General features: G+C 42.4%; 20 protein-coding genes. 15 read left to right on the forward strand and 5 right to left on the reverse strand.

Annotated elements, in window-relative coordinates:
- Window positions 1-67 precede the first annotated feature (67 nt).
- The gene (locus KPL72_RS05650; protein WP_430010737.1) at window positions 68-2,830 is read right to left on the reverse strand and encodes a DNA translocase FtsK; all 2,763 of its coding nucleotides are present in this window, start codon (window positions 2,828-2,830) and stop codon (window positions 68-70) included.
- Between the two features lie 162 nt (window positions 2,831-2,992).
- The gene (locus KPL72_RS05655) at window positions 2,993-3,964 is read right to left on the reverse strand and encodes a hypothetical protein (protein WP_219702135.1); all 972 of its coding nucleotides are present in this window, start codon (window positions 3,962-3,964) and stop codon (window positions 2,993-2,995) included.
- Window positions 3,965-4,510: 546 nt separating this feature from the next.
- Here KPL72_RS05655 and aat point away from each other — a divergent pair.
- Entirely contained in the window at window positions 4,511-5,254 is a 744-nt protein-coding gene (gene aat / locus KPL72_RS05660; protein ID WP_219702136.1) for a leucyl/phenylalanyl-tRNA--protein transferase, read from the forward strand.
- Between the two features lie 228 nt (window positions 5,255-5,482).
- On the forward strand, window positions 5,483-5,701 hold the full coding sequence (gene infA / locus KPL72_RS05665) for a translation initiation factor IF-1 (protein ID WP_012070936.1): 219 nt from the start codon (window positions 5,483-5,485) through the stop codon (window positions 5,699-5,701).
- Between the two features lie 188 nt (window positions 5,702-5,889).
- Here infA and clpA read toward each other — a convergent pair whose 3' ends face one another.
- Together clpA and clpS are read right to left on the reverse strand one after the other, a co-directional pair.
- Complete coding sequence (gene clpA / locus KPL72_RS05670; protein ID WP_212916010.1) at window positions 5,890-8,145, reverse strand: ATP-dependent Clp protease ATP-binding subunit ClpA; 2,256 nt, start codon at window positions 8,143-8,145, stop codon at window positions 5,890-5,892.
- Between the two features lie 20 nt (window positions 8,146-8,165).
- Window positions 8,166-8,516 (reverse strand): ATP-dependent Clp protease adapter ClpS, encoded by a 351-nt coding sequence (gene clpS, locus KPL72_RS05675; protein WP_012070938.1) that lies wholly within the window; start codon window positions 8,514-8,516, stop codon window positions 8,166-8,168.
- 319 nt (window positions 8,517-8,835) lie between these two features.
- Here clpS and KPL72_RS05680 point away from each other — a divergent pair, with 319 nt between their 5' ends.
- The 11 genes from KPL72_RS05680 (at window position 8,836) to KPL72_RS05730 (ending at window position 20,185) form a co-directional block, all read left to right on the forward strand.
- Window positions 8,836-9,114 carry a cold shock domain-containing protein gene (locus KPL72_RS05680; protein WP_212916011.1) on the forward strand — a complete coding sequence of 93 codons (279 nt, stop codon included), beginning with the start codon at window positions 8,836-8,838 and terminating at the stop codon, window positions 9,112-9,114.
- 123 nt (window positions 9,115-9,237) lie between these two features.
- A complete protein-coding gene (locus KPL72_RS05685) occupies window positions 9,238-9,966 on the forward strand; it encodes a pseudouridine synthase (protein ID WP_219702137.1) in 729 nt (242 codons plus the stop codon).
- Entirely contained in the window at window positions 9,902-10,306 is a 405-nt protein-coding gene (locus KPL72_RS05690; RefSeq protein WP_219702138.1) for an NUDIX domain-containing protein, read from the forward strand. Before KPL72_RS05685 ends, KPL72_RS05690 begins: the two co-directional genes overlap by 65 nt.
- Window positions 10,307-10,382: 76 nt before the next feature.
- Window positions 10,383-11,510, forward strand: coding sequence for a tRNA 2-thiouridine(34) synthase MnmA (gene mnmA / locus KPL72_RS05695; RefSeq protein ID WP_219702139.1), 1,128 nt, complete (start codon window positions 10,383-10,385; stop codon window positions 11,508-11,510).
- Window positions 11,511-11,527: 17 nt separating this feature from the next.
- Window positions 11,528-12,157, forward strand: coding sequence for a high frequency lysogenization protein HflD (gene hflD, locus KPL72_RS05700; protein ID WP_219702140.1), 630 nt, complete (start codon window positions 11,528-11,530; stop codon window positions 12,155-12,157).
- A 279-nt stretch (window positions 12,158-12,436) separates the two neighbouring features.
- Entirely contained in the window at window positions 12,437-14,659 is a 2,223-nt protein-coding gene (locus KPL72_RS05705) for an NADP-dependent isocitrate dehydrogenase (protein WP_219702141.1), read from the forward strand.
- Window positions 14,660-14,912: 253 nt separating this feature from the next.
- Window positions 14,913-16,103, forward strand: coding sequence for a hypothetical protein (locus KPL72_RS05710; RefSeq protein ID WP_212916017.1), 1,191 nt, complete (start codon window positions 14,913-14,915; stop codon window positions 16,101-16,103).
- On the forward strand, window positions 16,100-16,885 hold the full coding sequence (locus KPL72_RS05715) for a hypothetical protein (protein ID WP_219702142.1): 786 nt from the start codon (window positions 16,100-16,102) through the stop codon (window positions 16,883-16,885). The genes KPL72_RS05710 and KPL72_RS05715 overlap by 4 nt, the downstream gene beginning before the upstream one ends.
- Before the next feature lie 164 nt (window positions 16,886-17,049).
- Complete coding sequence (gene purB / locus KPL72_RS05720) at window positions 17,050-18,423, forward strand: adenylosuccinate lyase (protein ID WP_219702143.1); 1,374 nt, start codon at window positions 17,050-17,052, stop codon at window positions 18,421-18,423.
- 113 nt (window positions 18,424-18,536) lie between these two features.
- Entirely contained in the window at window positions 18,537-19,739 is a 1,203-nt protein-coding gene (locus tag KPL72_RS05725) for a cupin domain-containing protein (protein ID WP_219702144.1), read from the forward strand.
- Window positions 19,740-19,768: 29 nt separating this feature from the next.
- Window positions 19,769-20,185: a GNAT family N-acetyltransferase gene (locus KPL72_RS05730; protein WP_212916021.1), complete on the forward strand. Its 417-nt coding sequence runs from the start codon at window positions 19,769-19,771 to the stop codon at window positions 20,183-20,185.
- Between the two features lie 121 nt (window positions 20,186-20,306).
- Here the strand turns inward: KPL72_RS05730 and bamJ are convergent, their stop codons facing one another.
- Entirely contained in the window at window positions 20,307-20,927 is a 621-nt protein-coding gene (bamJ, locus tag KPL72_RS05735; RefSeq protein ID WP_212916022.1) for a BamJ family beta-barrel-assembly machinery protein, read from the reverse strand.
- A gap of 462 nt (window positions 20,928-21,389) precedes the next feature.
- Between bamJ and KPL72_RS05740 the strand changes: the two genes are divergently transcribed.
- On the forward strand, window positions 21,390-21,872 hold the full coding sequence (locus KPL72_RS05740; protein WP_219702145.1) for a universal stress protein: 483 nt from the start codon (window positions 21,390-21,392) through the stop codon (window positions 21,870-21,872).
- An 89-nt stretch (window positions 21,873-21,961) separates the two neighbouring features.
- Window positions 21,962-23,974, forward strand: a complete 2,013-nt coding sequence (locus KPL72_RS05745) for a DNA topoisomerase III (protein ID WP_219702146.1) — start codon at window positions 21,962-21,964, stop codon at window positions 23,972-23,974.
- The last annotated feature ends 14 nt before the right edge of the window (window positions 23,975-23,988 follow it).

The raw sequence follows: 23,988 nt of genomic DNA on the forward strand, positions 1-23,988 counted from the left end.
AATGTATCTCCAAAAAAAGCATTAAAAATAAGAGCTCCGAAAACAAGAACTCTCGAACTATCATTTTTTATTCTGGAATCAAAATATCACGCTGCCCGTTGGTTCCCATAGGGCCAACCAGACCTGCAGCCTCCATTGATTCAACCAAGTTAGCCGCCCTGTTGTAACCTATTTTTAATCGACGCTGAATAGACGAGATTGAAGCTTTACGTGTTTCAATGACAATTTTCACAGCTTCATCATAAAGTGCATCTTTATCTTCTCCACCACCATCCGTCATTAGATCTTCAGGATTAACAACAACATCTTGAATATAATCTGGCTCGCCCCGCTGTTTCCACTCTTCTACCACTGCATGCACTTCTTCATCTGACACAAAAGCACCATGCACACGAATTGGCGTTGGTAAACCCGCTGGTAGATACAACATATCCCCCATACCCAAAAGTTGATCGGCGCCGCCTTGATCAAGAATGGTTCGCGAGTCAATTTTCGAGGAAACCTGAAACGCCATACGAGTTGGAATGTTTGCTTTGATTAAGCCGGTAATAACGTCCACAGAAGGTCGTTGCGTAGCTAGAATCAAGTGAATTCCTGCCGCACGCGCTTTTTGTGCAATACGAGCGATAAGCTCTTCCACTTTTTTACCAACAATCATCATCATGTCAGCAAATTCGTCAACTATAATTACTATGTAAGGCAAAGGCTCTAAATGAGGCACGGTGCGAGCGACGCCTTCTTCTGAGAACATGGCCATTTCAGGTTGCCATAATGGATCTTGAATTGGCTTACCCGCATCAATAGCATCACGTACTTTTTTGTTGTAACCCGCGATGTTACGCACACCTAGTTTCGACATCAGCTTATAGCGGCGCTCCATTTCATCGACCGACCAACGCAAACCATTGGCAGCATCTTTCATATCGGTAATAACCGGCGTCAAAAGATGCGGAATACCTTCATAAATCGACAGTTCAAGCATTTTGGGGTCGACCATGATCATACGCACTTCATCGGGCGTCGATTTCAGCAACATACTTAAAATCATGGCATTAACACCAACAGACTTACCCGAGCCCGTCGTACCAGCCACCAACACGTGAGGCATTTTTGCTAAATCAACAACAACAGGTTCACCTGAAATATCATGACCAAGCGATAAAGTTAGTGGCGAAGACGATCTATCGTAGGCATCGCAATTAATCACTTCAGAAAAATACACGGTGTCACGAACCTGATTAGGAATCTCGATCCCGATAGTGGATTTACCGGCAATAACTTCGACCACTCGCACACTCATTACACTCAAAGAACGTGCAAGATCTTTGGCCAAATTGGTAATTCGAGAGACTTTAACACCTGGCGCGGGTTGAATTTCAAAACGGGTAATAACAGGACCAGGATTCACTTCGACCACATCCGCTTTTACGCCAAAGTCCTGAAGGCGTTGCTCCAACAATTCAGATAATGCCAACAGTTCATCTTCCGAATAACCGCCCTGCTTTGGTTTTGGTTTAGTAAGAACAGAGCGATCCGGTAAAGAGTAAGCTTCAATCTTTTTATTACTATCTACTTCATCTGCATAAGGACCACTAAGCGAATCCAGCTGTTTAGCTTCTGACAAAGTACGAAATGCAGGTTTATGAGCAGGAGGAATAGTTGAAGGCTGTTTGTCATTATTAAACAGCATGGCATCAGCCTGCTCTCTAGAAATGCTCGAAGGAGCAATATCTTGTTCGTCCTCCCATTCAACAGGTTTGGCAGCTACAGTTTGCTTAGGTTGTGCAACCCTTTCTTTTGCTATGTCATCTCGTTGTGCTGACCAAGACTCTTCAATATAGAGAGTATCACCAAAATTGACGTCTTTATCATCAAAGGATAAACCACCAACAGACAGATCATCTAAACCACCGAACTCAGGCTCGCTGTGAGAAGTCGATGAATCAAAGGAGGCTTCATCCGCTTTCGCAGACTTAGATTTTGAAAACAGCGAAGACAAACTAAACTTGGATTTTTTACCTTCCTCTTGAGAAGAGTCTTCGCTTATAGAATCCTCAAATAAAACATTCGTTTTGGACTTACTTTTAGTCGCAGGTTCAACTTTCGTCGGCTCACTTGCTGCCTTTCGTCTCTTTCTAACTATTGCAGGCTCTTCGGCTTCGTCATCAATACCTAGAAGTTCAGCTGCGTCGGCTTTCTTATTGGCCTTTGCTTCACGACTATCAGCCCATTTTTGACGTACATACATGGTGAAGGTGTAAACCCTTTCACCTAAACGATCCATTAAACCCAACCAATGCACTTGCGACAATAAGGTAAAAGCCAAAACCACTAAGGCTAAACTGACCAAGGTTGCACCGTCATAGCCAATAAAACTATATAACAAGACGCCAAGGCCACGCCCTAAAATGCCACCAGCTCCATACTGAAGTGAAGGATCACCAACCGTATGCAAAAAGCACAACACAGAACCAAATGATAAATATAAGATACTACCGATAGTACATAACAAAGCATTATTAAGAGGCAATAAAGAATGAGGGTTACGCCATATAATGATAGCGACCCAGAAAAACAGAAGGGGTAAGGAATAAAACAAAGATCCAAAAAAACCAGACACCAAATCGGCTAAAATAGCACCAATTGGGCCCATAGAGTTTTGAGTGGCAGCACCGCTACCAGAATAAAACCAACCAGCATCATCTGGGTTATAGGTATAGGTCGCCAAACCAAAAAAGAATAAAAATAACAAAGCTGCAATAAACGCCGCCTGCTTGGCAAACATATCCCAAATTGGTGATCGTACCGACTCACTCATTTTTTCTGACAAAACGCGCCTTCCTATCTTATGCTAATCAAAACAAAACATGCCCCATATAACGGAGTCATAAGTTCGCTAAGCTTACCATAAAAAAAGCCAGCCCAAAGGGCTGGCTTTCGCTTTAACTAGTAAAGATATCCTCTTTTTCAAAGAATGCCTTTAGAGAAAGTCTTAGAAGAATACTTTTACACCAACAATGTTTTTACCAGCATCGCCAGTTACATCAGAATCGCCATTGTAGTTTTTGTAGTAGTAAGTTAGATCACCAACAACATACTCTGCAATGAAGTAAGTCGCATCAACATGATCCGCATTACCAGCTTTACCTGAATTCTCTAGATCACGAGCATACTCATAAGTAAGAGTCAAAGCATCAGTCACAGCTAAAGCAACGTTAATCTGAGCTCTTTCAACATCAGTAGTTGCAGAAGAAGAATCTGTGTCAACATCATCAATAGTCTCACCAGCACCGTAGTTAGCAGAGATAGTAGCCATGCCAACAGTCGTTTGAGCGCCAATGTTATAAGCATTAGTATCGCCAATAGCACCAGCAGAAACACCTAGTTTCACCATACCAAAATCTTTAACATAAGAGAATGCTACACCGATTTCAGAGTCGATTTTTTCTTGAGCCGTAACATTGTTAGCTGGATCAGCAACACGCACATTACGTGAACCAGATGCTTCTACAGCAACAGTGAATTCTGGAGTAACTTTGTAGCGGATACCTGTGTTATCAGTTTCTTTGTTAACAACACGATTGTCACGGCTATCAACACCGTCGTAGATCTCATCCATGCCCATGAAAGCGCCAGTAGCAACGGTGCCGTCAAAGCGACCGAAAGATACAGCACCTTGCTTAACATAAAGTTTCTCAAAGTTAAGATCTGTACCTTCATCATTACCATCAGTTTTCACTTCAAGTTCAGCGTAAACGATACCTGTATCAATGTGAAATTCGATTTCGCCAAGATCCGTACCATCAGCCGTATCACCATTAGTATCAGAAGCGTTACCGTGATAGCTAACGTATTCAACACCAGCTTCACCAGTGATAACCGTCTCAGCAGCAAAAGTAGCAGTAGAAACAGCAGCCGCAACAGCAGATACTGCAAACACAGAAGCAAGTTTAATCGCTTTCATTCAAGATTCCCCTTTATATTATATTATATGGTCTTGTAGACCTATCGATCGATTTTCATTTCACCAAGAAACGTTGTTAAATCAACGATTCGTGTATCTTAAAACCTATCAGTTTCACTTTCATGACAGTTATCAAAAAAGCAAAATATCTTGTAGTTCCGAATACCGCATTCGACTTATCTTTTCGAATTACCGCTTAGGACTGCATCGATTAAAACCAAGTTTCCCATTACGGGTCAAGCACTCCTTGCACTTTTTTTCTTTTTTTTTTCATTTTGCACCCTTTTTAGGACAAAAAACACCCAACAAGAACCCAAAACTACATTTTTTTTAAGCTATTCATGCACATTAAAGTGAAATAAGAATAACATTGTGTCAACAAGTCGCAAGTGGAATGTTTTTTCTTCCTTAATTTCACTTATCGGTTAATAATTTTTTTCCTTTAGTTTTTTTATAAAAAACACTTGAAGATAGTTTTTAAGATGAAAAAAACTATAATCAATAAATAGAAACGTTCTGTAAAAAAACTAGGAATACAATCACCTCATGTCAGCTTCCGCTAACGATGAAAATCACGAACTTATATTACTTTCAGAATCACCATACGACACACCTGATCCAAGTAAGGCGCTAGAGGATCCAGAAGGTTTATCAGCTATTGGCGGGGATCTTTCTTCAACACGGTTACTTCACCTCTACAGCAAAGGTTTTTTTCCTTGGTTTAGTGACCCAGATCCTATTTTGTGGTGGCACCCTGAACAAAGGTGCGTGTTAACACCTAGCCATTTTCACGCATCAAAATCACTTCAAAAAGCCATCAAGAAAGGCAATTGGTCTTTTTCAATCAATAAAGAGTTTGAGTCTGTGATAGGCTATTGCTCTGCACTAAGAGCTGACAAGGAAGGCACTTGGATATCGAAAGACATTAAAAATGCTTATACAAAGCTACATAAATTAGGTTACGCGCATTCCATTGAAATATGGCTAGACAACAAACTTGTCGGCGGTTTTTATGGTGTAGCGATGGGGAATATGTTTTTTGGTGAGTCGATGTTTTCACTCGTGCCAAATGCTTCCAAAATAGCCCTAAAAACATTCTGCGAACTAGCCAAAAACTGTGGAATTGAGTTGATAGACTGCCAAGTAGAATCCGATCATTTGCTATCACTAGGCGCAAAGAAACTACCAAGAAAAGATTTTTGCAACACCTTAGAGCAACTCATTCTAAGTATAAAAAAGAACTCAGTTATCATAAATATTGGCAAAAAAGCTGAAAAACAACCTATTTAAGCTAAAAATAGACGTAATGAAAACGTATCTAGGTTTGCCTTACGCTGCGTTTTTAGGCAAAATACGCTCGATCAAAATTCAGACGTCGCTAAATACACAATCATGATTAAGCTATTTAGCGCTCAATTGACCAAAGAGGGACATCTTCCCTCTTCGTCTGCAGACCTCCTCTTAGGTATGGTCGGCGTCTACTAAATAATAGTAAGTTAACACCATAGGACACATATTGTGGCAAAAGAAGAAGGCTTAGAAATGGAGGGCACTATCATTGATACGTTGCCTAATACCATGTTCCGTGTCGAATTAGAAAACGGACACGTAGTAATTGCACATATCTCTGGTAAAATGCGTAAAAATTACATCCGTATTTTGACTGGCGACAAGGTAAAAGTTGAGTTAACACCTTACGATCTTTCAAAAGGTCGTATCGTTTACCGCGCCCGTTAATTTAAGCAACCCATAACTGGGCAGTTTAAATAGATGACATAAAAAAACCGGACATTGTCCGGTTTTTTTATGTCGCTAATACCTGTAGGTCGGCCTTTAGGCCGTCAAAAGACCGATAACACTAAACCAAAAACCTTGACGCGCCAAAGCACGACCTACAAGATCTACGGAGTTCGTTTTGTGACAGTTTAATGAACAACCGCCTCTTTGATCACTTCAAATTTCAACTCGTCACTTTTCTCATCCAAAGCCACTTTGACATGACCACCATCATGAAGATCACCAAAGAGGATATGATCCGCTAATGGTTTCTTTAGATGCTCCTGAATGACACGAGCCATTGGACGAGCGCCCATTTGACGATCATAACCTTTATTGGCCAACCAGCCTCTAGCGGTATCCGAGACCTCCAGCAAGACACCTTTTGGATCAAGCTGAGCTTGCAGCTCTACCAAGAATTTATCTACCACGTTAAAGATAATACGCTCATCCAATTGCTGGAACTGAATGACAGCATCTAAGCGGTTTCTAAACTCAGGCGTAAAGGTTCGATTAATAACCTCCATACCATCAGTTGAGTTATCCTGACTAGAGAAGCCAATCGAACGACGAGCCAGTTCTTGAGCCCCCGCATTCGATGTCATCACCAAGATCACATTACGGAAATCCGCCTTGCGTCCATTATTATCAGTCAAAGTACCATGATCCATTACCTGCAAAAGCAAGTTAAAGACTTCTGGGTGAGCTTTTTCTATCTCATCCAATAACACGACACTATGAGGATTCTTCGTAACAGCCTCGGTCAACAAACCACCTTGGTCAAAACCAACATAGCCCGGCGGCGCACCAATCAAACGAGACACTGCATGACGCTCCATGTACTCAGACATATCAAAGCGAATCAATTCAAGTCCCAATTGCTTGGCAAGCTGTTTAGTAACCTCCGTTTTACCAACACCTGTTGGACCAGCCATCAAGAATGAACCAATAGGTTTCTGTTCAGCTTTCAAACCTGCACGAGACAACTTAATCGCAGCCGACAAAGCATCAATAGCATTGTCTTGACCGAAGACCACCATTTTCAAATTACGCTCTAGATTGGATAGCACTTGTCTATCATCCGAGTTCACCGCCCTCACAGGCACACGAGCGATCTTAGAGACAATATCTTCAATATCCGCAACCGTGATGGTAGCTTTACGTTTATCTTCTGGCTGCAAGCGTTGATAAGCTCCGGCCTCATCCACCACATCAATTGCCTTATCGGGCATATGACGGTCTGGCACATAGCGCTGAGCAAGCTCTGCAGCAGCCAGTAAAGCAGACTCTTCGTATTTCACCTTATGATGCTCTTCAAATGCACCAATGATGCCTTTCAAGATTTGATAAGTATCATCAACACTTGGCTCATTCACATCGATCTTCTGGAAGCGACGCGCCAAAGCATGATCTTTTTCAAACACACCACGAAATTCTTGGAACGTTGTTGAGCCAATGCAACGCAAGCCACCAGAACTCAATACTGGCTTAAGCAGATTGGAAGCATCCATTACGCCACCAGAAGCGGCACCCGCACCAATGATGGTATGGATTTCATCAATAAAAAGAATCGCATTTGGTAACTTTTTCAATTCGCCTAACAATTGCTTAAGTCGTTTTTCAAAATCACCGCGGTATTTGGTTCCAGCCAGCAAGGCACCTAGATCTAGGGAATAAACAACGCCATCCGCAATCACATCAGGCACTTGCCCATCGACAATACGTCGTGCTAGACCTTCAGCAATGGCTGTTTTACCAACGCCAGACTCACCAACCAATAAAGGATTATTTTTACGACGACGAGAAAGCGTTTGTATTACTCGCTCTACTTCGTATTCACGACCGATTAATTTATCGATCTTACCTGCTTTAGCTTCTTCGTTAAGATTTGTGGCGAATTTTTGTAACGGCGCAGTCGCTGTATCTTCTGCTTCGTCATCATGATCCATATTTTGAGAAGACGCTTCACCCGTTTTAGAAATGCCATGAGCAACATAATTGACCACATCAATCCGCGCCACACCATGTCGTTTTAATAGGTAAACGGTTTGGCTTTCTTGTTCGCTAAAAATAGCCACCAATACGTTGGCACCTGTTACTTCACGCTTACCAGAAGATTGAACATGAAAAACCGCACGCTGTAATACGCGCTGGAAACCTAAAGTCGGCTGAACCTCACGTTCATCGTCATCTTCAGGGATTAGAGGTGTTGTACTATCAACAAATTCCTCAAGCTCCTTACTTAAGGTATCTAAATTCACACCACATGCTTTGAGGACGCTTGAAGCAGCGCCATTTTCAATAAGAGCTAATAATAAATGCTCAACCGTCATGAATTCATGGCGCTTGTCACGCGCCGCTTTAAAAGCCGTATTCAGGGTTTGTTCTAGTTCTTTATCTAACATTGCTATTCCCTCACTCTGAATCAGTCAACCTTTTGTAGGTCGCACATTAAGGGGTGCTCATTTTGTTCCACGAACTGTTGTACCATTGCCACTTTGGTTTCAGCAATATCAAAAGGGTAAATACCGCAAACGCCTTTCCCTTTTTGATGTACTTCTAACATTACCTGATTAGCCTTCTCCCCATCCATAGAAAAAAACCTCTGTAGAACAAATACGACAAAATCCATTGGCGTATAGTCATCATTAAACAACACCACCTGATACATTGATGGTGGTTTTAATTCTGTTTCTTCAGGAGCGATTGCAATACTAGAATGCCCGTGCTGCTCATCATCTTCTGATACTAGTCTAATTTGTTGATCTGTAATCATCCCATGCCTCTGAGGCTACAATTTTTTACGTAATTTGCCAATATTGTGACGCATTACAACTTATATACGACTTTTTATGAGTAATAGATTACCACTTGGATTTTACAAATACCAAAAGGGCTTCTACGCTCTTTATTGGGGTGACCAAATGTGCAATCAATGTTTACAATTGAAATTCTAGCATTGATTCGTCATAAACAATTTGCACCTATTTAGTAATCTGCGCTATCCGAGCTATGTTTTTTAACGCGCTTACCGTCATCATTACTCATTTTGAGAGACATAAGCAAATATCGACTGAGTGGATAAGGAGTGACTCATGCATCACGGATCAGTGAAGTGGTTTAACAATGCAAAAGGCTACGGTTTTATTGTGTCGGAAGATTTTAATGAAGATTTATTTATTCATTATTCTGCGATCAATGTCGAAGGCTACAAAACGCTAAAAGCAGGTCAGGCGGTAACATTTGACGTCGAACCAGGAGAGCGAGGCCTACACGCTATTGAAATCAATCCGACATTATCTAAAGAAGAAACTAAACAAGGCGCTATACAAGAGGACACTCATTCAGACACTAAAAAAACTCAACCAGCATAGGCCGCTAGATCATCGCTATCCTCAAGCGGATTTGTTATCTTACTCCTCATGATGAGGAGTAAGACGGTCATTTTTTGACTCTATTTTTACTCCTTCCGTTCTTTTTAAACACACATTGAGCTCATGCCTTCTAATTTAATTTTATTTAATAAGCCTTTTCGAGTACTTAGCCAATTTTCTGCAGAAGGCGATAAAACCACTCTTGCCAAATATATTGAAATACCAGAGTTTTATCCTGCTGGAAGATTAGACTTTGATTCTGAAGGTCTTTTACTTTTAACCAATCAAGGTGCTTTACAACACATCATCGCTTCACCTGATTTTAAGCTCCCCAAAACCTACTGGGTTCAAGTTGAAGGCGAGATTTCAGACCAAGCTTTAGAAAAACTCAGACAAGGTGTTGAGCTAAAAGACGGACTCACTAAGCCCGCCCAAGCAGAGCGTATGTCAGAACCAAACATCTGGGAAAGAAATCCTCCCGTTCGCTATCGAGAAGCTATTCCCACCAGCTGGCTATCGTTACAGATTCGCGAAGGTAAAAATCGACAAGTGCGCCGAATGACGGCCGCTGTAGGCTTCCCAACACTCAGGTTAATTCGTTATGCCATCGGCCCCTATACTCTAGAAAACACAACAGTAGGCCAATGGAACTACATAGCACCAACCGACAATTTACTAAAAGAGGTTACTCAGTTTGAAGAGCAAAGAAAGAGAAAGGCTGCCTCACCTAACCGTCGCAGCACTGGTCAAAAAAGACAACTCGGATCCAAAGAAAACAAAATACCTCATGGTGAAGGAGTGGCAAGACGGAAACCTAGTACTAAACCAGCCAGCCGGTCACATAGAAAATAACGAAAGCGCCATAGAAGCGATGATTCGTGAAACAAAAGAGGAGTCAGGCTGGATTGTGAAACCTATCGGCTTACTTGGCATGTATGCTTTTACACCATACGAAGGCGCTGACACTTACCATCGCCTATGTTTTTTATGCGAACCTGTTAGTGAAACCAACGAGCCACTTGATAAAGATATTGTTTCTAGCCACTGGTTAACTTACGAAGAAATCATGGCACTACCTCATCGCAGCCCATTAATTAAAGCCTGCATTGAAGATTCGCAAAACAACCCCATTATTTCCTTATCATTCTTGTCAGATCAGTACTTGTCGCCTGTGCCGAGCACTCAAAAATGAAGTACAATGCGCAATCAAATTCACTGAGGCTATGCCTCTTCGTTTTACTAAATTAACAGTCGAGAAAAAACCGGTCATGAAAGAAAGCCACTACCTAACAGATAAACCAGCCAATCACGATAAAAAAGTCATTGTGGGCATGTCTGGCGGTGTCGACTCCTCCGTATCAGCACTTATTCTGATGCAACAGGGTTATCAGGTTGAAGGCCTATTCATGAAGAACTGGGACGAAGACGATGGCACAGAATACTGCACCGCGAAAGACGACCTAGCGGATGCTCAAGCCGTATCGGATAAACTCGGTATCAAGCTCCATACAGCTAACTTCGCATCAGAATATTGGGACAATGTCTTCGAACACTTCCTTGCCGAATACAAAGCTGGCCGCACGCCAAACCCAGATATTTTGTGTAATAAAGAAATAAAATTTAAAGCATTTTTAGAATACGCCATGGCATTGAATGCTGATTACATAGCAACCGGCCATTATGTTCGTCGCGGCGAAAAAGACGGTGAGCCACTACTGCTAAAAGGCTTAGATGGCAACAAGGATCAAAGCTACTTTTTATATGCGGTTGGCAAAGACGAAATCGCAAAGACACTTTTCCCTGTTGGTGAACTGGAAAAACCAGAAGTGCGCCGCTTGGCTGAAGAGTTTGGTCTAGTCACTCACAACAAAAAAGACAGTACCGGTATTTGCTTCATCGGCGAACGCCGCTTCAAAGACTTTTTAGAGCAATATTTACCCGCTCAACCTGGTGATATAGAAACCCTTGAGGGGGACAAAATTGCTCGCCATCATGGTTTGATGTATCACACTATTGGCCAACGCCAAGGTTTGGGTATTGGCGGTCTAGCCAAATACTCTGACGATCCATGGTATGTGGTTGAGAAAGACTTAGAACGAAATGTATTGATCGTGACACAAGGTGGTCAGCACGAATCTTTATTTAAAACGCATTTAATTGCGGACAACTTCGATTGGGTTGCAAGAAAAAAACCAACCTTCCCTTTAACGTGCAAAGCAAAATGCCGTTATCGTCAGCCAGATCAAGAATGTACCATCACTGAATTAGCCGATGGCCGCGTTGAAGTATCCTTTGTGGAACCGCAGCGAGCAATCACACCAGGCCAATCCGTGGTGTTTTATGTAGACGAAGTCTGTCTTGGTGGCGGCATCATTAACGTCGCCTTCAACAAGTAATCATTGAGAGAGAAAGCGTGAGTAGCAGAGAAAAAGAGCAAACTATCGCCCTATCCGCCATATTTCAAGCGGCAGAATTAGTGTCGATTTTAGCGAAAACAGGTCAGGTAGATAATGCCAGCTTACAACCATTACTAGACAGCTTATTAATGGTTAACGCAGCCTCTACTGAAGATATTTACGGCGGTCAATGGGATTGCTCAACCAATCTTGCTTTAGGAAGAAAAATCTCTCGTCAGGCCTTAGGCAAAGAACGCAGTAGTGTTAATCCAGATACGCTTAGATACGCGCTTAGCATAATTCACCTTGAGAACAAACTAGCTAAAGCACCAGAGATGTTGTCAACCATTGGGCAAAAAATCGCTCAAATCGAGCAGAAAAAAGCCCATTATGAGAGCGTTCTACACGAAAACATGCTGGCGTCGATTTCTGGCATGTATCAGGACACCTTGAGCAAGCTACCCTTTCGCATTCAAGTACATGGCGACAGTCGTTTTTTACAGCAACCACAAGTAGCCAACCAAGTTAGAGCTATTTTAATGTCGGGGATTCGAGCCGCCATGCTATGGCGACAACTTGGTGGAAAACGCTGGCATTTGATTTTTAAAAGAAAAGCATTATTGAATGCTTTAGAATCACGTAACTAATATTTAAAAGGCCCGACAGGGCTTTTTTTATGCCTAATAAATAATCTTTTAATTAGAAGTTGGTGATTGAAGCTGTTTAGCAAAATACTCAGCGAATAATTGAAATCAATTTCCACTATATCTGAGAGCCAATATCTCTATGTTGGTTTTTTATGTAGTATATCGTACAAATTTTTAACCTGTGCGGGTTAACCTGTAAGAGCAGTTTAAATTAGGGAATGGCGGCTAAAAGTCATCTTCGATTCAATAGGCTAATGCCTGAAATGTTAGGGGAATTACATGTCAACGAAACAAACCATTTACTATACATTTACGGATGAGGCGCCAGCTCTGGCAACCGCGTCCCTACTTCCTATCTTTGGCGCTTTCGCTAAAGAAGCAGACATCGAACTAAAACTGACAGACATATCTTTGGCTAGTCGTGTTATTTCTGCTTTTTCAGACCTACTTCCGGCAGACAAACAGGCTGAAGACGGCCTAAAATTCCTAGGTGATCTAACAGCAGCCCCAGAAGCAAACATTGTTAAACTGCCTAATATCAGTGCTTCTTTGCCACAACTTTACGCAACAATCAAAGAATTAAACGCTGAAGGTTACGGCCTTCCTGAATACCCAGAAAACCCACAAACAGACGAAGAAAAAGACGTTCAAGCTCGCTACTCTAAAGTGCTTGGTAGTGCAGTAAACCCAGTTCTACGTCAAGGTAACTCTGACCGTCGCGCGCCTGCAGCCGTTAAAGGTTTCGCTCGTAAAAACCCTCATTCAATGGGCAAATGGAGCAAAACATCTGTTTCTCACGTTGATTACATGCGTGATGGCGATTTCTACTCTTCTGAGCAGTCCGTTACTATGGATTCTGCTCAAACAGTTAAGATCGAATTCGTTGCAAAAGACGGCTCTGTTGAAGTGAAAAAATCACTTCCTCTTCTAGCTGGCGAAATCATCGACAGCATGAACATCAGCACCAAAAAGCTTCGCGCCTTCTTTGAAGCAACATTGCAAGAAGCGAAAGAAGACAACGTCATGTGGTCTGTGCATTTAAAAGCAACCATGATGAAAGTTTCTCACCCAATCGTATTTGGTCATGCGGTAACGGTTTTCTACAAAGACGTTTTCGAAAAATACGGTGAGCTTTTCAAAGAAATCGGCGTTAACCCAAACAACGGTTTAGGCAGCGTTTACGACAAGATCCAAAGCCTTCCAGAAGCGAAACAAGAAGAGATCAAACAAGCGATTCAAGACGTTTACAAAACACGTCCTGAGCTAGCGATGGTTGACTCTGATAAAGGCATCACTAACCTTCACGTACCAAGTGATGTAATCGTTGACGCTTCTATGCCTGCGATGATCCGTAACTCTGGTAAAATGTGGGGCCGTGACGGCAAAGCACACGACGCTAAAGCCGTTATTCCAGACAGCACTTACGCTCGCATCTACCAAGAAACTATTAATTTCTGTAAAACTAATGGCGCATTTGACCCAGTCACCATGGGTACCGTGCCAAACGTTGGCCTAATGGCTCAAAAAGCAGAAGAGTATGGTTCTCACGACAAAACATACGAAATGAAAGCCGATGGTGTAATGCGCGTTGTGGATGCAAACGGTAATGTACTGATGCAACACAATGTTGAAAAAGGCGACATCTGGCGCGCTTGCCAAACCAAAGATGCAGCAATCCGCGATTGGGTAAAACTAGGCGTAACTCGTGCTCGTCAGTCTGATACTCCAGCAGTATTCTGGTTAGAAGACGCTCGTCCACACGATAACGAACTTCGTAAAAAAGTAGAAACTTACCTAAAAGACCACGACACAAGCGGTCTAGACATTCGCATCATGTCTTACAATGAAGCGATCCGTTTCTCTATGGAACGTATTATTCGTGGTAAAGACACAATTTCAGTAACGGGTAACATCCTACGTGACTACCTAACTGACTTGTTCCCAATCTTGGAATTAGGTACGTCTGCGAAAATGTTGTCTATCGTTCCAATGCTAAACGGTGGCGGTATGTATGAGACTGGTGCGGGTGGCTCTGCTCCTAAGCACGTCCAACAGCTTATGGAAGAAAACTACCTTCGTTGGGACTCTCTAGGTGAATTCCTTGCAGTGGCGGTATCTTTCGAAGAGCTTGGCATCAAGCACAACAATGGGAAAGCAAAAATTCTTGCTAAGTGCCTAGATAAAGCAACCGGCAAATTACTAGATACTAACAAGTCTCCTTCTCGTAAAGTTGGCGAAATTGATAACCGTGGCAGCCACTTCTACCTAGCGCTTTACTGGTCTCAAGAGCTTGCAGCACAGACTGAAGATGCAACATTGGCGGCGAAATTCGCCTCTCTTGCTAAGCAACTTGCTGATAACGAAGACAAAATCGTTAAAGAACTTGCGGCAGTACAAGGTAAACCTTCTGGTCTATCCGGCTACTACCACATGGATCTTAACGAAGTGGCTAAGATCATGCGTCCTAGCACAACCTTCAACAATGCACTAGCTACACTGTAATCATCGTTAAAGACGCTAAATGTCAGATAGGTTAACTTATCTGACATGGCACTAGAAAATCCCAAGCGGCCATGCTGCTTGGGATTTTTTTTGATCATAATTAATATCTAAACTGTCATATAATCAGTAACCTCCCCAATACATACAAGATTTTACACTTTATCGACTTTCCATTTCTGATAGATATATTTACAGCTAAAAGTAAAAAACATACCATATTGCGCACTAAGGATAGATATCAAAGGATGCAGTAATGTCTTGGAACAAACTCGATGGAAAAATACAAGCTAACTCAACCATCCCGTTAGATGCTCAAACATGCAGAGACTATGGGGTAACACTACCACCCACTTTCCCATTCAATAAAGTACAGTTTACCTGTCAAGCACTGGCGATGCTTTCTAGTCTAAATAGCTATGATACAGATATGGTGGTAAAAGAAATTCTGCAGATCTACGCACACCCAAATGGCCAAAGTGTCACCAAACACAGCCGTAACCCTTTACGTCGTCTATGGCGCAATAAATACCCTTTCCGTAACTATCACTACCTAATCGACTTTGAGTTAGTGAATGGAAATATTCTTATCCAAGACATTTATTTCGATACTCAACTATACGGCTCCAAGGCTCCTTTTTCCGCAGAGCGAACCATGCTCTATGAAGTCAAACGAAAATCCCCAGCTAAATATGATAAAGCAAAAACCGAAGACGATATCCGTACCTTAACAAGAGCTTGGGATGATAATCCAAGGCCTGTTCCAAATGTCAGAACTGCTCATGCGGCAGTGAATGGTATGCAAAATGAGTTAACAAAAGCCTCTTGGCTTATGGGAACCCATTTGGATGCTGCTTACAGTAGCGATGGCATAGAGGCATACACACTATTCCACAACCCAACGGATGAGGTAAAACTTGACCTTGTCGAATGTATCTTCGATAAGAAAAAAGGCAGAAAATCTCATAATGCTGAGCACTTAGCCGCCATTCTTGCGCAAAACAATCAACAAAGAAAACAAGTGAAATGGGTCGCCCATAGCCAAGGGGCGATTATATTTTGTGCAGCACTGGAGGTATATCGACTCAAATATGGCAAGCCATTAACCACCCAACAGCTGGCGATACATGGCTCTGGTGCCAACCTTGAGCGACTAAAACGAGCCGCAAGTTATGCTGGACTGCATGTTAACAGTATTCGCAATAATCCTTATGATTTAGTGCCCAATCTAGCAGGAAGAAACGATTTATCAAAAAGCAGTCTGGCAAGATCCCTCAGATTCAAGACATTAGTGTTTGGCAATGATCCTGCCGCAAGCCCCCATACTCTGCCATTTTTAGGCCTCAAAACCTATGCAGAACAATTACGCATGCTTGGTTACCGTGATAAAGCCAAAGAAGTCAACCGCTTCTTACGCACACTACCTAAGGGAGACCCAAGACTATGATCAAATTGATTAAAAATTTGCATCGCGGCTTTATCGGTGGGCCGAATTTTGCTTTGCCATCTGAACGCATTGTTCTATTAGGCAGTAAACAACTATCTATGATAGTTCCAGATAACAATATGGTCGTAGCCCCCAAAGCCATAGACAAACACTTTCCATACGATTCAACAATATGGTTTCAGGAACATGCCCAACACTACGATCAGCATAGGTTTGTGATTATATTCACCAAGAACTGGATGTATCTACCAGTTGTCCCTGTTGGTACTAGCAGTGAATATGGCATGCTTAGCTGCCAACCTCGAATTAAACAAACCAACAAAATTGATGTAACAGACTTAGAGGCTTTATCACGTTTTGTAATACAAGAATATAAAGATTTCCATAATCGGCCTGATGGAAGAAATGCTGAAATAAGAAAAGAAATAGAAGAACGTATGAGTAGACGAAATAATATAAGCGATGAAGAACTAAAAAAGGAAATAGATGACGCTATCAAGGCTGTGGGACGCCCCCCCCTCCAATCAGCAAAAATACTAACTTTCAACGATAATCAGTGGGTTTTTTATCAAGAGAGCAGGCCATATAGCCTGTATCATATCAATTTTTATTGCTTACCACTTAGCCCTACCAGTTTTCTAGAAATAGAATTTAACTACCGAGTTGACAGATCTGATAAATATGAAAAGTGGGCCAAGCATGCAGAAGAGTCAGAAAGGCGCATTATGGAATCCGTAATGTTAACCGACATCCCTGAAGAACAAGTGAATCTCCTCAATTAAAGGGGATTGGCTATTTTTTCTGCAAGGACTTCCCTCTGTAGATGGCCTACTTCATAAGCCATTCTATGGTAACTGCTTATAAAGATTCCCCTTGCCATAGAAGTACGCCCCCCTTTTGCCTATAATAGCGGCTCCCTGAAAACCATGGTCGAGGCGTTATCTCAATGGAATTAACTAGCTTAAATGCGATTTCCCCAATAGACGGTCGTTACGGATCGAAAACAGACGTATTGCGTCGCTCAGTGAGCGAATACGGTTTGCTACGTATGCGCGTTATTGTGGAAGTGCGCTGGCTACAGGCTCTTGCCAATCACCCACAAATCATCGAAGTCCCTGCACTTAGCAGCGCTGCAAGTGCATTGTTAGATCAATTGGCTGAGAACTTCAGCGAAGCCGATGCTCAAGCGATTAAAGACATTGAGAAAACCACAAACCACGATGTCAAAGCGGTTGAGTACTTTATTAAGAACAAAATGGCAGACAACGCTGAATTAGCCGCGATTTCTGAATTTGTTCACTTCGCTTGTACCTCTGAAGACATTAACAATTTATCTCACGCATTGATGCTTCGTGAAGCGCTGGAAGAAGGCATTACTCCAGAACTTAACAAAGTTATCACGGCGATCCAAGATCTTGCCATTGAGCACGCAGAACAGCCGATGCTGTCTCGTACACACGGCCAAACGGCCTCTCCTTCTACCGTTGGTAAAGAAATGGCCAACGTAGCAGCGCGCCTTAGTCGTCAGCTTAAGCAAATCAGTAACGTTGAATTTTTAGGCAAAATCAACGGTGCTGTGGGTAACTACAACGCTCACCTTTCGGCATATCCTGATGTGGATTGGCAAGCCCACGCTGAAGCGTTTGTTACCTCTCTAGGTTTGTCTTGGAACCCTTATACAACGCAAATCGAACCACATGATTACATCGCCGAGCTATACGATGCGATCTGTCGTTTCAATACCATCTTGATCGATTTCGACCGCGATGTGTGGGGCTACATTTCTATGGGCTTCTTCAAGCAAAAAACCATTGCTGGCGAAATCGGCTCTTCTACCATGCCGCATAAAGTTAACCCAATTGACTTCGAAAACTCCGAAGGTAACTTGGGCATTGCGAACGCTATCATGGGTCACTTGAGCGCTAAATTGCCAATCTCTCGCTGGCAGCGTGATCTAACAGACTCTACAGTTCTTCGTAACCTTGGTGTTGGCTTGGCTCACAGCTTAATAGCTTACCAAGCAACTCTAAAAGGCATCAGCAAGTTGGAAATCAACGCTGCACGTCTTGAAGCGGATCTTAACAATGCTTGGGAAGTATTGGCTGAGCCAATTCAAACCGTTATGCGTCGCTACGGCATCGAATCTCCATATGAGAAGCTAAAAGAGCTAACCCGCGGCCGCACTATCGACCAAGCAACGATTGAAGCTTTTGTCGATACGCTAGAAATGCCAGAGCAAGCCAAAGCCGAATTGAAAGCGCTAACACCAAGCACTTACATCGGTAATGCGGTGGCACAAGCGAAAGCGATTCGTAACTAAGTTTTACTTTAACAAGTAAATAAAAGAGCCGATTTATCGGCTCTTTTTGCCTTTAAGGCTACTAATCTTTAGCAATATCACTACTTTCTTTGTTCTTTTTTAATGAGCGATTTATGACAGACCTAAATACACCGTTGGCTATTCTTGGTGGCATGACAGCCCAAACCTTTATCGACGAATATTGGCAGAAAAAGCCGTTATTAATTCGCGGTGGTCTTGTCGATTTCGCTGTGCCATTGGAAGCCGATGAGCTTGCAGGCATGGCAATGGAAGAAGAAATTGAATCTCGTATTGTTATCGAAAACGGACTAAGACCTTGGGAAATGCGCCAAGGACCTTTTACCGAAGACACATTTGCCACCCTACCCGAGAAAGAATGGACCTTATTAGTCCAGGCCGTTGATCATTGGGTACCAGAAGTTCAAACACTTAAAGAACAATTTGAATTTTTGCCAAGCTGGCGCTTAGATGATGTCATGGTCAGCTACGCCACCGAAGGTGGTAGTGTTGGCCCTCATTATGACCAATACGATGTGTTCTTAGTTCAAGTATCAGGTAAGCGTCGCTGGCAAGTATTATCGCCAGATGAATACCAAGATTCAGCGATCCCCAATATCAAACTACATATTTTAGACAACTTTCCCGTCAATCCAGAAATGGATTGGGAACTGGAAGCTGGTGACATCCTCTATTTACCACCTAACTTTGCTCACAACGGTCGATCGCTAGACGACGAGTGCATGACCTACTCGATCGGTTTTCGCGCCCCAAGTATGCAAGATGTCTTAACGGGTATTCGCGATAAACTTTGCGAAACAGAGAACGTTAAAGATCGCTTTGCGGCACCAGAAACAGCAAGCCGTCAACACAGCGCACACATCAGCAAAGATGATATTCAATACCTGCAAACACAACTTGCTCGCCTTATTAATCAACCTGACCTGCTTGCAGAATGGTTAGGGGAAACGATGAGCGAAAGTAAATACCCAGAATATCTTGCACCATTGAATCATGAAGAAGTAAACGAAGCATTTAGCAGCGCGACACAAGGTCAAACCTTCATTCGCCCTGGTGATGCGCGTATTTGTTACTATATTCAACAGAGCACTGAAAACAACGGTAAAATTAACGTATTTTGTAACGGTGAACACTTACTTGTGGGTGAGGAACTAACGAGCTTTGTTGAAGCCGTTTGCCATCAAGTTGAGTTCGATTTTTCTGGGCTAGATTTGAAACAAAATACAGATCTAGAACCTCTTGTACGCTTTTTTATTCGTCAACAAGGGCTGATCGAATTGGTTGCACCAGAAGAATAAAAGAGCGCAATATTACGTAAGGTATTCACATGAAGGTTTTAACGTCAGACTGGAACAGCAGCAAAGATCAACTTACCTTTGTGCGAAAACAAGTCTTTATCATTGAGCAAGGCATTGACCCACAAGACGAATGGGACGAACTAGATGAAGACGCAGTGCACTTTGTTTCTTTTGGCACAACAGCGGTTCCCACGGGAACCTGCCGTTTAACAGACAATGGACAAATTAGCCGATTAGCTGTTTTGCCTGCATATCGTCATCAGGGTTATGGTGAAATGCTATTAACCAGAGCTGTCAAAGTAGCCAGAGAAATGGGCATTCGCAAAGTATTCTTGCATGCTCAAATTGACGTACAGACCTTCTACGAAAAACAAAATTTTCGTGGTGATGGTAAGGTTTTTTTAGAAGCTGGAAAAATGCATATTCGCATGGAAAGAGATATATAGCTTTCTCTTTGCTGATCTATTTAATACAAAAAAAGCGAGTCATCCTACTTGGATCGACTCGCTTTTTTGTATTCTGTTCTAAATGCTTTATTTCAAGACACTTTGAATATGAAGACTGCTATTAAACAACAGCAATTAGCTCAACATCAAATTGTAAAACAGAGAAAGGTTGAATCATTGCGCCAGCGCCTTGAGCACCGTAAGCCAATTCAGCAGGAATAGTAAGACGGTATTTCGCGCCTTCTTTCATCAACTGAAGACCTTCAGTCCAACCAGAAATAACGCCAGTTAGAGGAAATTCAATTGGCTCGCCACGAGCAATAGAGCTATCGAATACTTGCCCGTCAATCAAACGGCCTTCGTAATGTACACGAACAGTCGCTTCACGGCTTGGAGTCGCACCAGTACCTTCTTCAAGAACTTCAAACTGCAAACCACTTTCAGTCGTTTGAACGCCTTCTTTTGCTTTGTTCGCAGCAAGGAAGTCTTCACCCGCTTTCACGTTCTCTTCAGACGCTGCACGGCCTTTTTCTTCCATTTTTTGCTGTAGTTCAGCAAAAGCAGCTTCTAGCTCTGCACCAGGAACACGCATTTCAGTACCGTTTAGCGCGTCTTCAATTGCAGCAAAAAGATGCGTTAGAGACAATTCACCAAGATCGCTACCGCGTAGTTGATCACCAATTTGACGACCAATGCCGTATGCGATTTTTGATTCGTTAGAGTCGAACGACAGTTCTGACATGATTACACTCTCTTATTCGTTTACTAAAAAATTGAGCGCACATCATAACATAGGCAAATCTCATGAGCTTGTTTTTCAGACCTCTCAACGCCTCTCCCTGCCCAAAAAAATCACGAGTGAAAATATATTAATCAACCCCATAGATTTATTAAATGATATTCATTATCATCTATTGGATCGTTATTCATTCTGGAGTGCGTTATGAAAACTAAGAGCTTTGTCCCGTCATCCAAAAGATATACCAACGATAAAAAACCAATTGATTATTGGGGAATGCTATTTATTGGCTTTATCTTCTTATCCTCAATGAGTTGCTTTTTATTTGCAAATCATAGTGATAGGCAATCTTCTAACAGTCTATCGCTTACCACTTATCAAATAAGCACAAGGATAATTGACACAGATCAGAGCAGCAAAAGCTAAAAAGATTAAGCTATAGGTACATAAAAAGAGGATCTTGCCATGTTACCTAAAATAAACACGATCGTTTATGCTTGTGATCTAGACGGTAAAACACAGGCCGCTATGGAGCTCGTTTTAAGCTTAGCCAAAACTCATGAAGCAAAAGTCATATTGATGCATGCGATAGAACCACTAAACGCCCAAGCAGCCAATATGATCAACAACTACATTACCGAAGACGTTAGAGATGCTATGCGCAAAGATACCATCAAAGACATCAATACACGCATGGAAAGATTACTATCAGAATTCATGGAAAAATATTCAGAAGAACTTTCAAATCTAGAAACACCACCAGAAACTGTTATTGTTAACGGTGTTCCGTCTGAATCAATCCAACGCTTAGCAGCAGAAAAAAATGCCGACTTGATTGTAATGAATAGCCGAACACATGGCCGACTAAGCCAAATGATCATTGGCTCAACAGCAAACAAAGTTATTCATACCAGCTCAATTCCTGTCCTAGTAGTGCCAATTAAATAGCCGTTATAACTAACTAAATAACACGCAACTCTAGCCACACTTCTTCGCGTTCGATACACTTACTGTATATATAAACAGTAAGTGTATTTATGATTCTTTATATTGCCGAAAAACCAAGCCTTGCCCGAGCTATTGCCGCCGCCCTTCCCTCTCCCCAAAAAAAAGAAGAAGGCTGCATCTGGCTACCTAATGGCGACTGCGTTAGTTGGTGCATTGGTCACTTGCTCGAGCAAGCCGAACCTCATCAATACAATCCGTCTTATAAAGCTTGGAATCTAGAGCACTTACCTATCATTCCGACTGACTGGCAATGGCAAGAAAAAGCCAACACCAAGAAGCAGCTAGGCATTTTAAAAAAACTCATTAAAAAAGCTACTGTATTAGTGCATGCAGGAGACCCAGATCGCGAAGGACAGCTATTAGTCGATGAAGTACTACACTACACCAAGGTTCCGGCACAGAAACTGAAAAACACTCAGCGACTTTTAGTGAATGACTTAACACCTTCCGCGGTAAAAAAAGCCCTTAGTAACTTACGCTCAAATAATGAATTCGCGGCCTTGTCCCGCTCGGCGTTGGGTCGCGCTCGTGCAGACTGGTTATTTGGCTTAAACCTAACGCGTGCTTATACCATCAGAGGGCGTCAGGCAGGCTACCAAGGCGTTCTATCAATTGGGCGAGTACAAACACCAGTACTAGGACTTGTTGCTGCCAGAGATAAAGAAAGAGAAGCCTTTGTCCCAAAAGATTTTTATCAAGTATGGGCAAGCATTCAAACATCACAAGGAGGGATATTCCAAGCGAAATGGCTGCCCAGTGAAGCCTGCCAACCTTATATGGATGAAGAGAATCGCGTACTCAGTTTGCCACTGGCACAAAACGTCGCCAATCGCATTACCAATAAACCCGCGATTGTTGTTGAAGCAAATTACAAACAAAAGAAGCAACCAGCGCCACTGCCCTATAGTTTGTCCGCACTTCAAATTGATGCAGCAAAAGCGTTTTCTCTTTCGGCACAGCAAGTATTAGATACTTGCCAAGCTCTTTATGAACGCCATCAAATGATCACCTACCCAAGGTCCGATTGCCGCTATCTGCCGACTCAGCAACACAAAGATGCGCCTGCTATTCTCGCTGCTCTCACTCGTTCAGGAGGAGACATGCAACAAGGCGCAGAGAACGCTGACGCGTCACGGAAAAGCAAAGCGTGGAATGATAAACAAGTCACGGCTCACCATGCCATTATTCCAACCACTCAAGCCCATAAAGCGACATCACTTTCCAAAACAGAAGCGCTGGTATTTAACCTGATTGCTCGCCAATATCTCATGCAGTTTTACCCTGAATACGATTATTTGGCGTCTTACATTAAGTTAGAAATTGAAGGAGGACTCTTTGAAGCAAAAGGTAACACGCCTATTTCACTTGGCTGGAAAACACTTTTACCCAATAAAAACAAAAGCAAAGACCCCGAAGATGAAAACCAAAATGAGCTACCAAAGTTAAGTAAAAATGAAGAACTCTGGTGTACACAAGGACAAGTTCAAGAAAAGGTCACCACGCCGCCATCCGCATTCACTGATGCCACTTTGCTCGCCGCCATGACTGGTATCAGTCGCTTTGTCACCGATAAAGACATCCGCGCCATCTTGAAAGAAACCGATGGTTTGGGCACAGAAGCCACTCGCGCTAGCATTATAGAATTGCTTTTTAAACGCGGCTTTTTGATGAGACAAGGCAAGCAAATTCACGCCAGCCAAACAGGTCGTGCTTTTATTGATTGTCTTCCTAAGCAGCTTGTCACACCTGATATGACGGCTAAATGGGAGTCAGCGCTCAACAGTATTAGCCTTGGTGAGGCCAGTTATCAAGAGTTCATGACCAATTTAGAAAGCAACCTAAATCAGTTACTAAATGCTTCCCGAGATATGCCGACATCCGCATTACAGAACCTGCCACCGCCAACAAAAAATCCTTTCGCTAAACAAAAAAGCTCGGCAGGCAAAAGAACGGCCGGCACAAGAAAAACAACCAGTGCAAAATCGGCTAATTCAAAAACAGCAAGCTCAAATACAAAAAGACGCTCGAAAGCGCCTTCTTAATGCATTCAATATTG

This window comes from Marinomonas lutimaris, from assembly GCF_019426345.1.
GTDB classification, from domain to species: Bacteria; Pseudomonadota; Gammaproteobacteria; order Pseudomonadales; family Marinomonadaceae; genus Marinomonas; species Marinomonas lutimaris.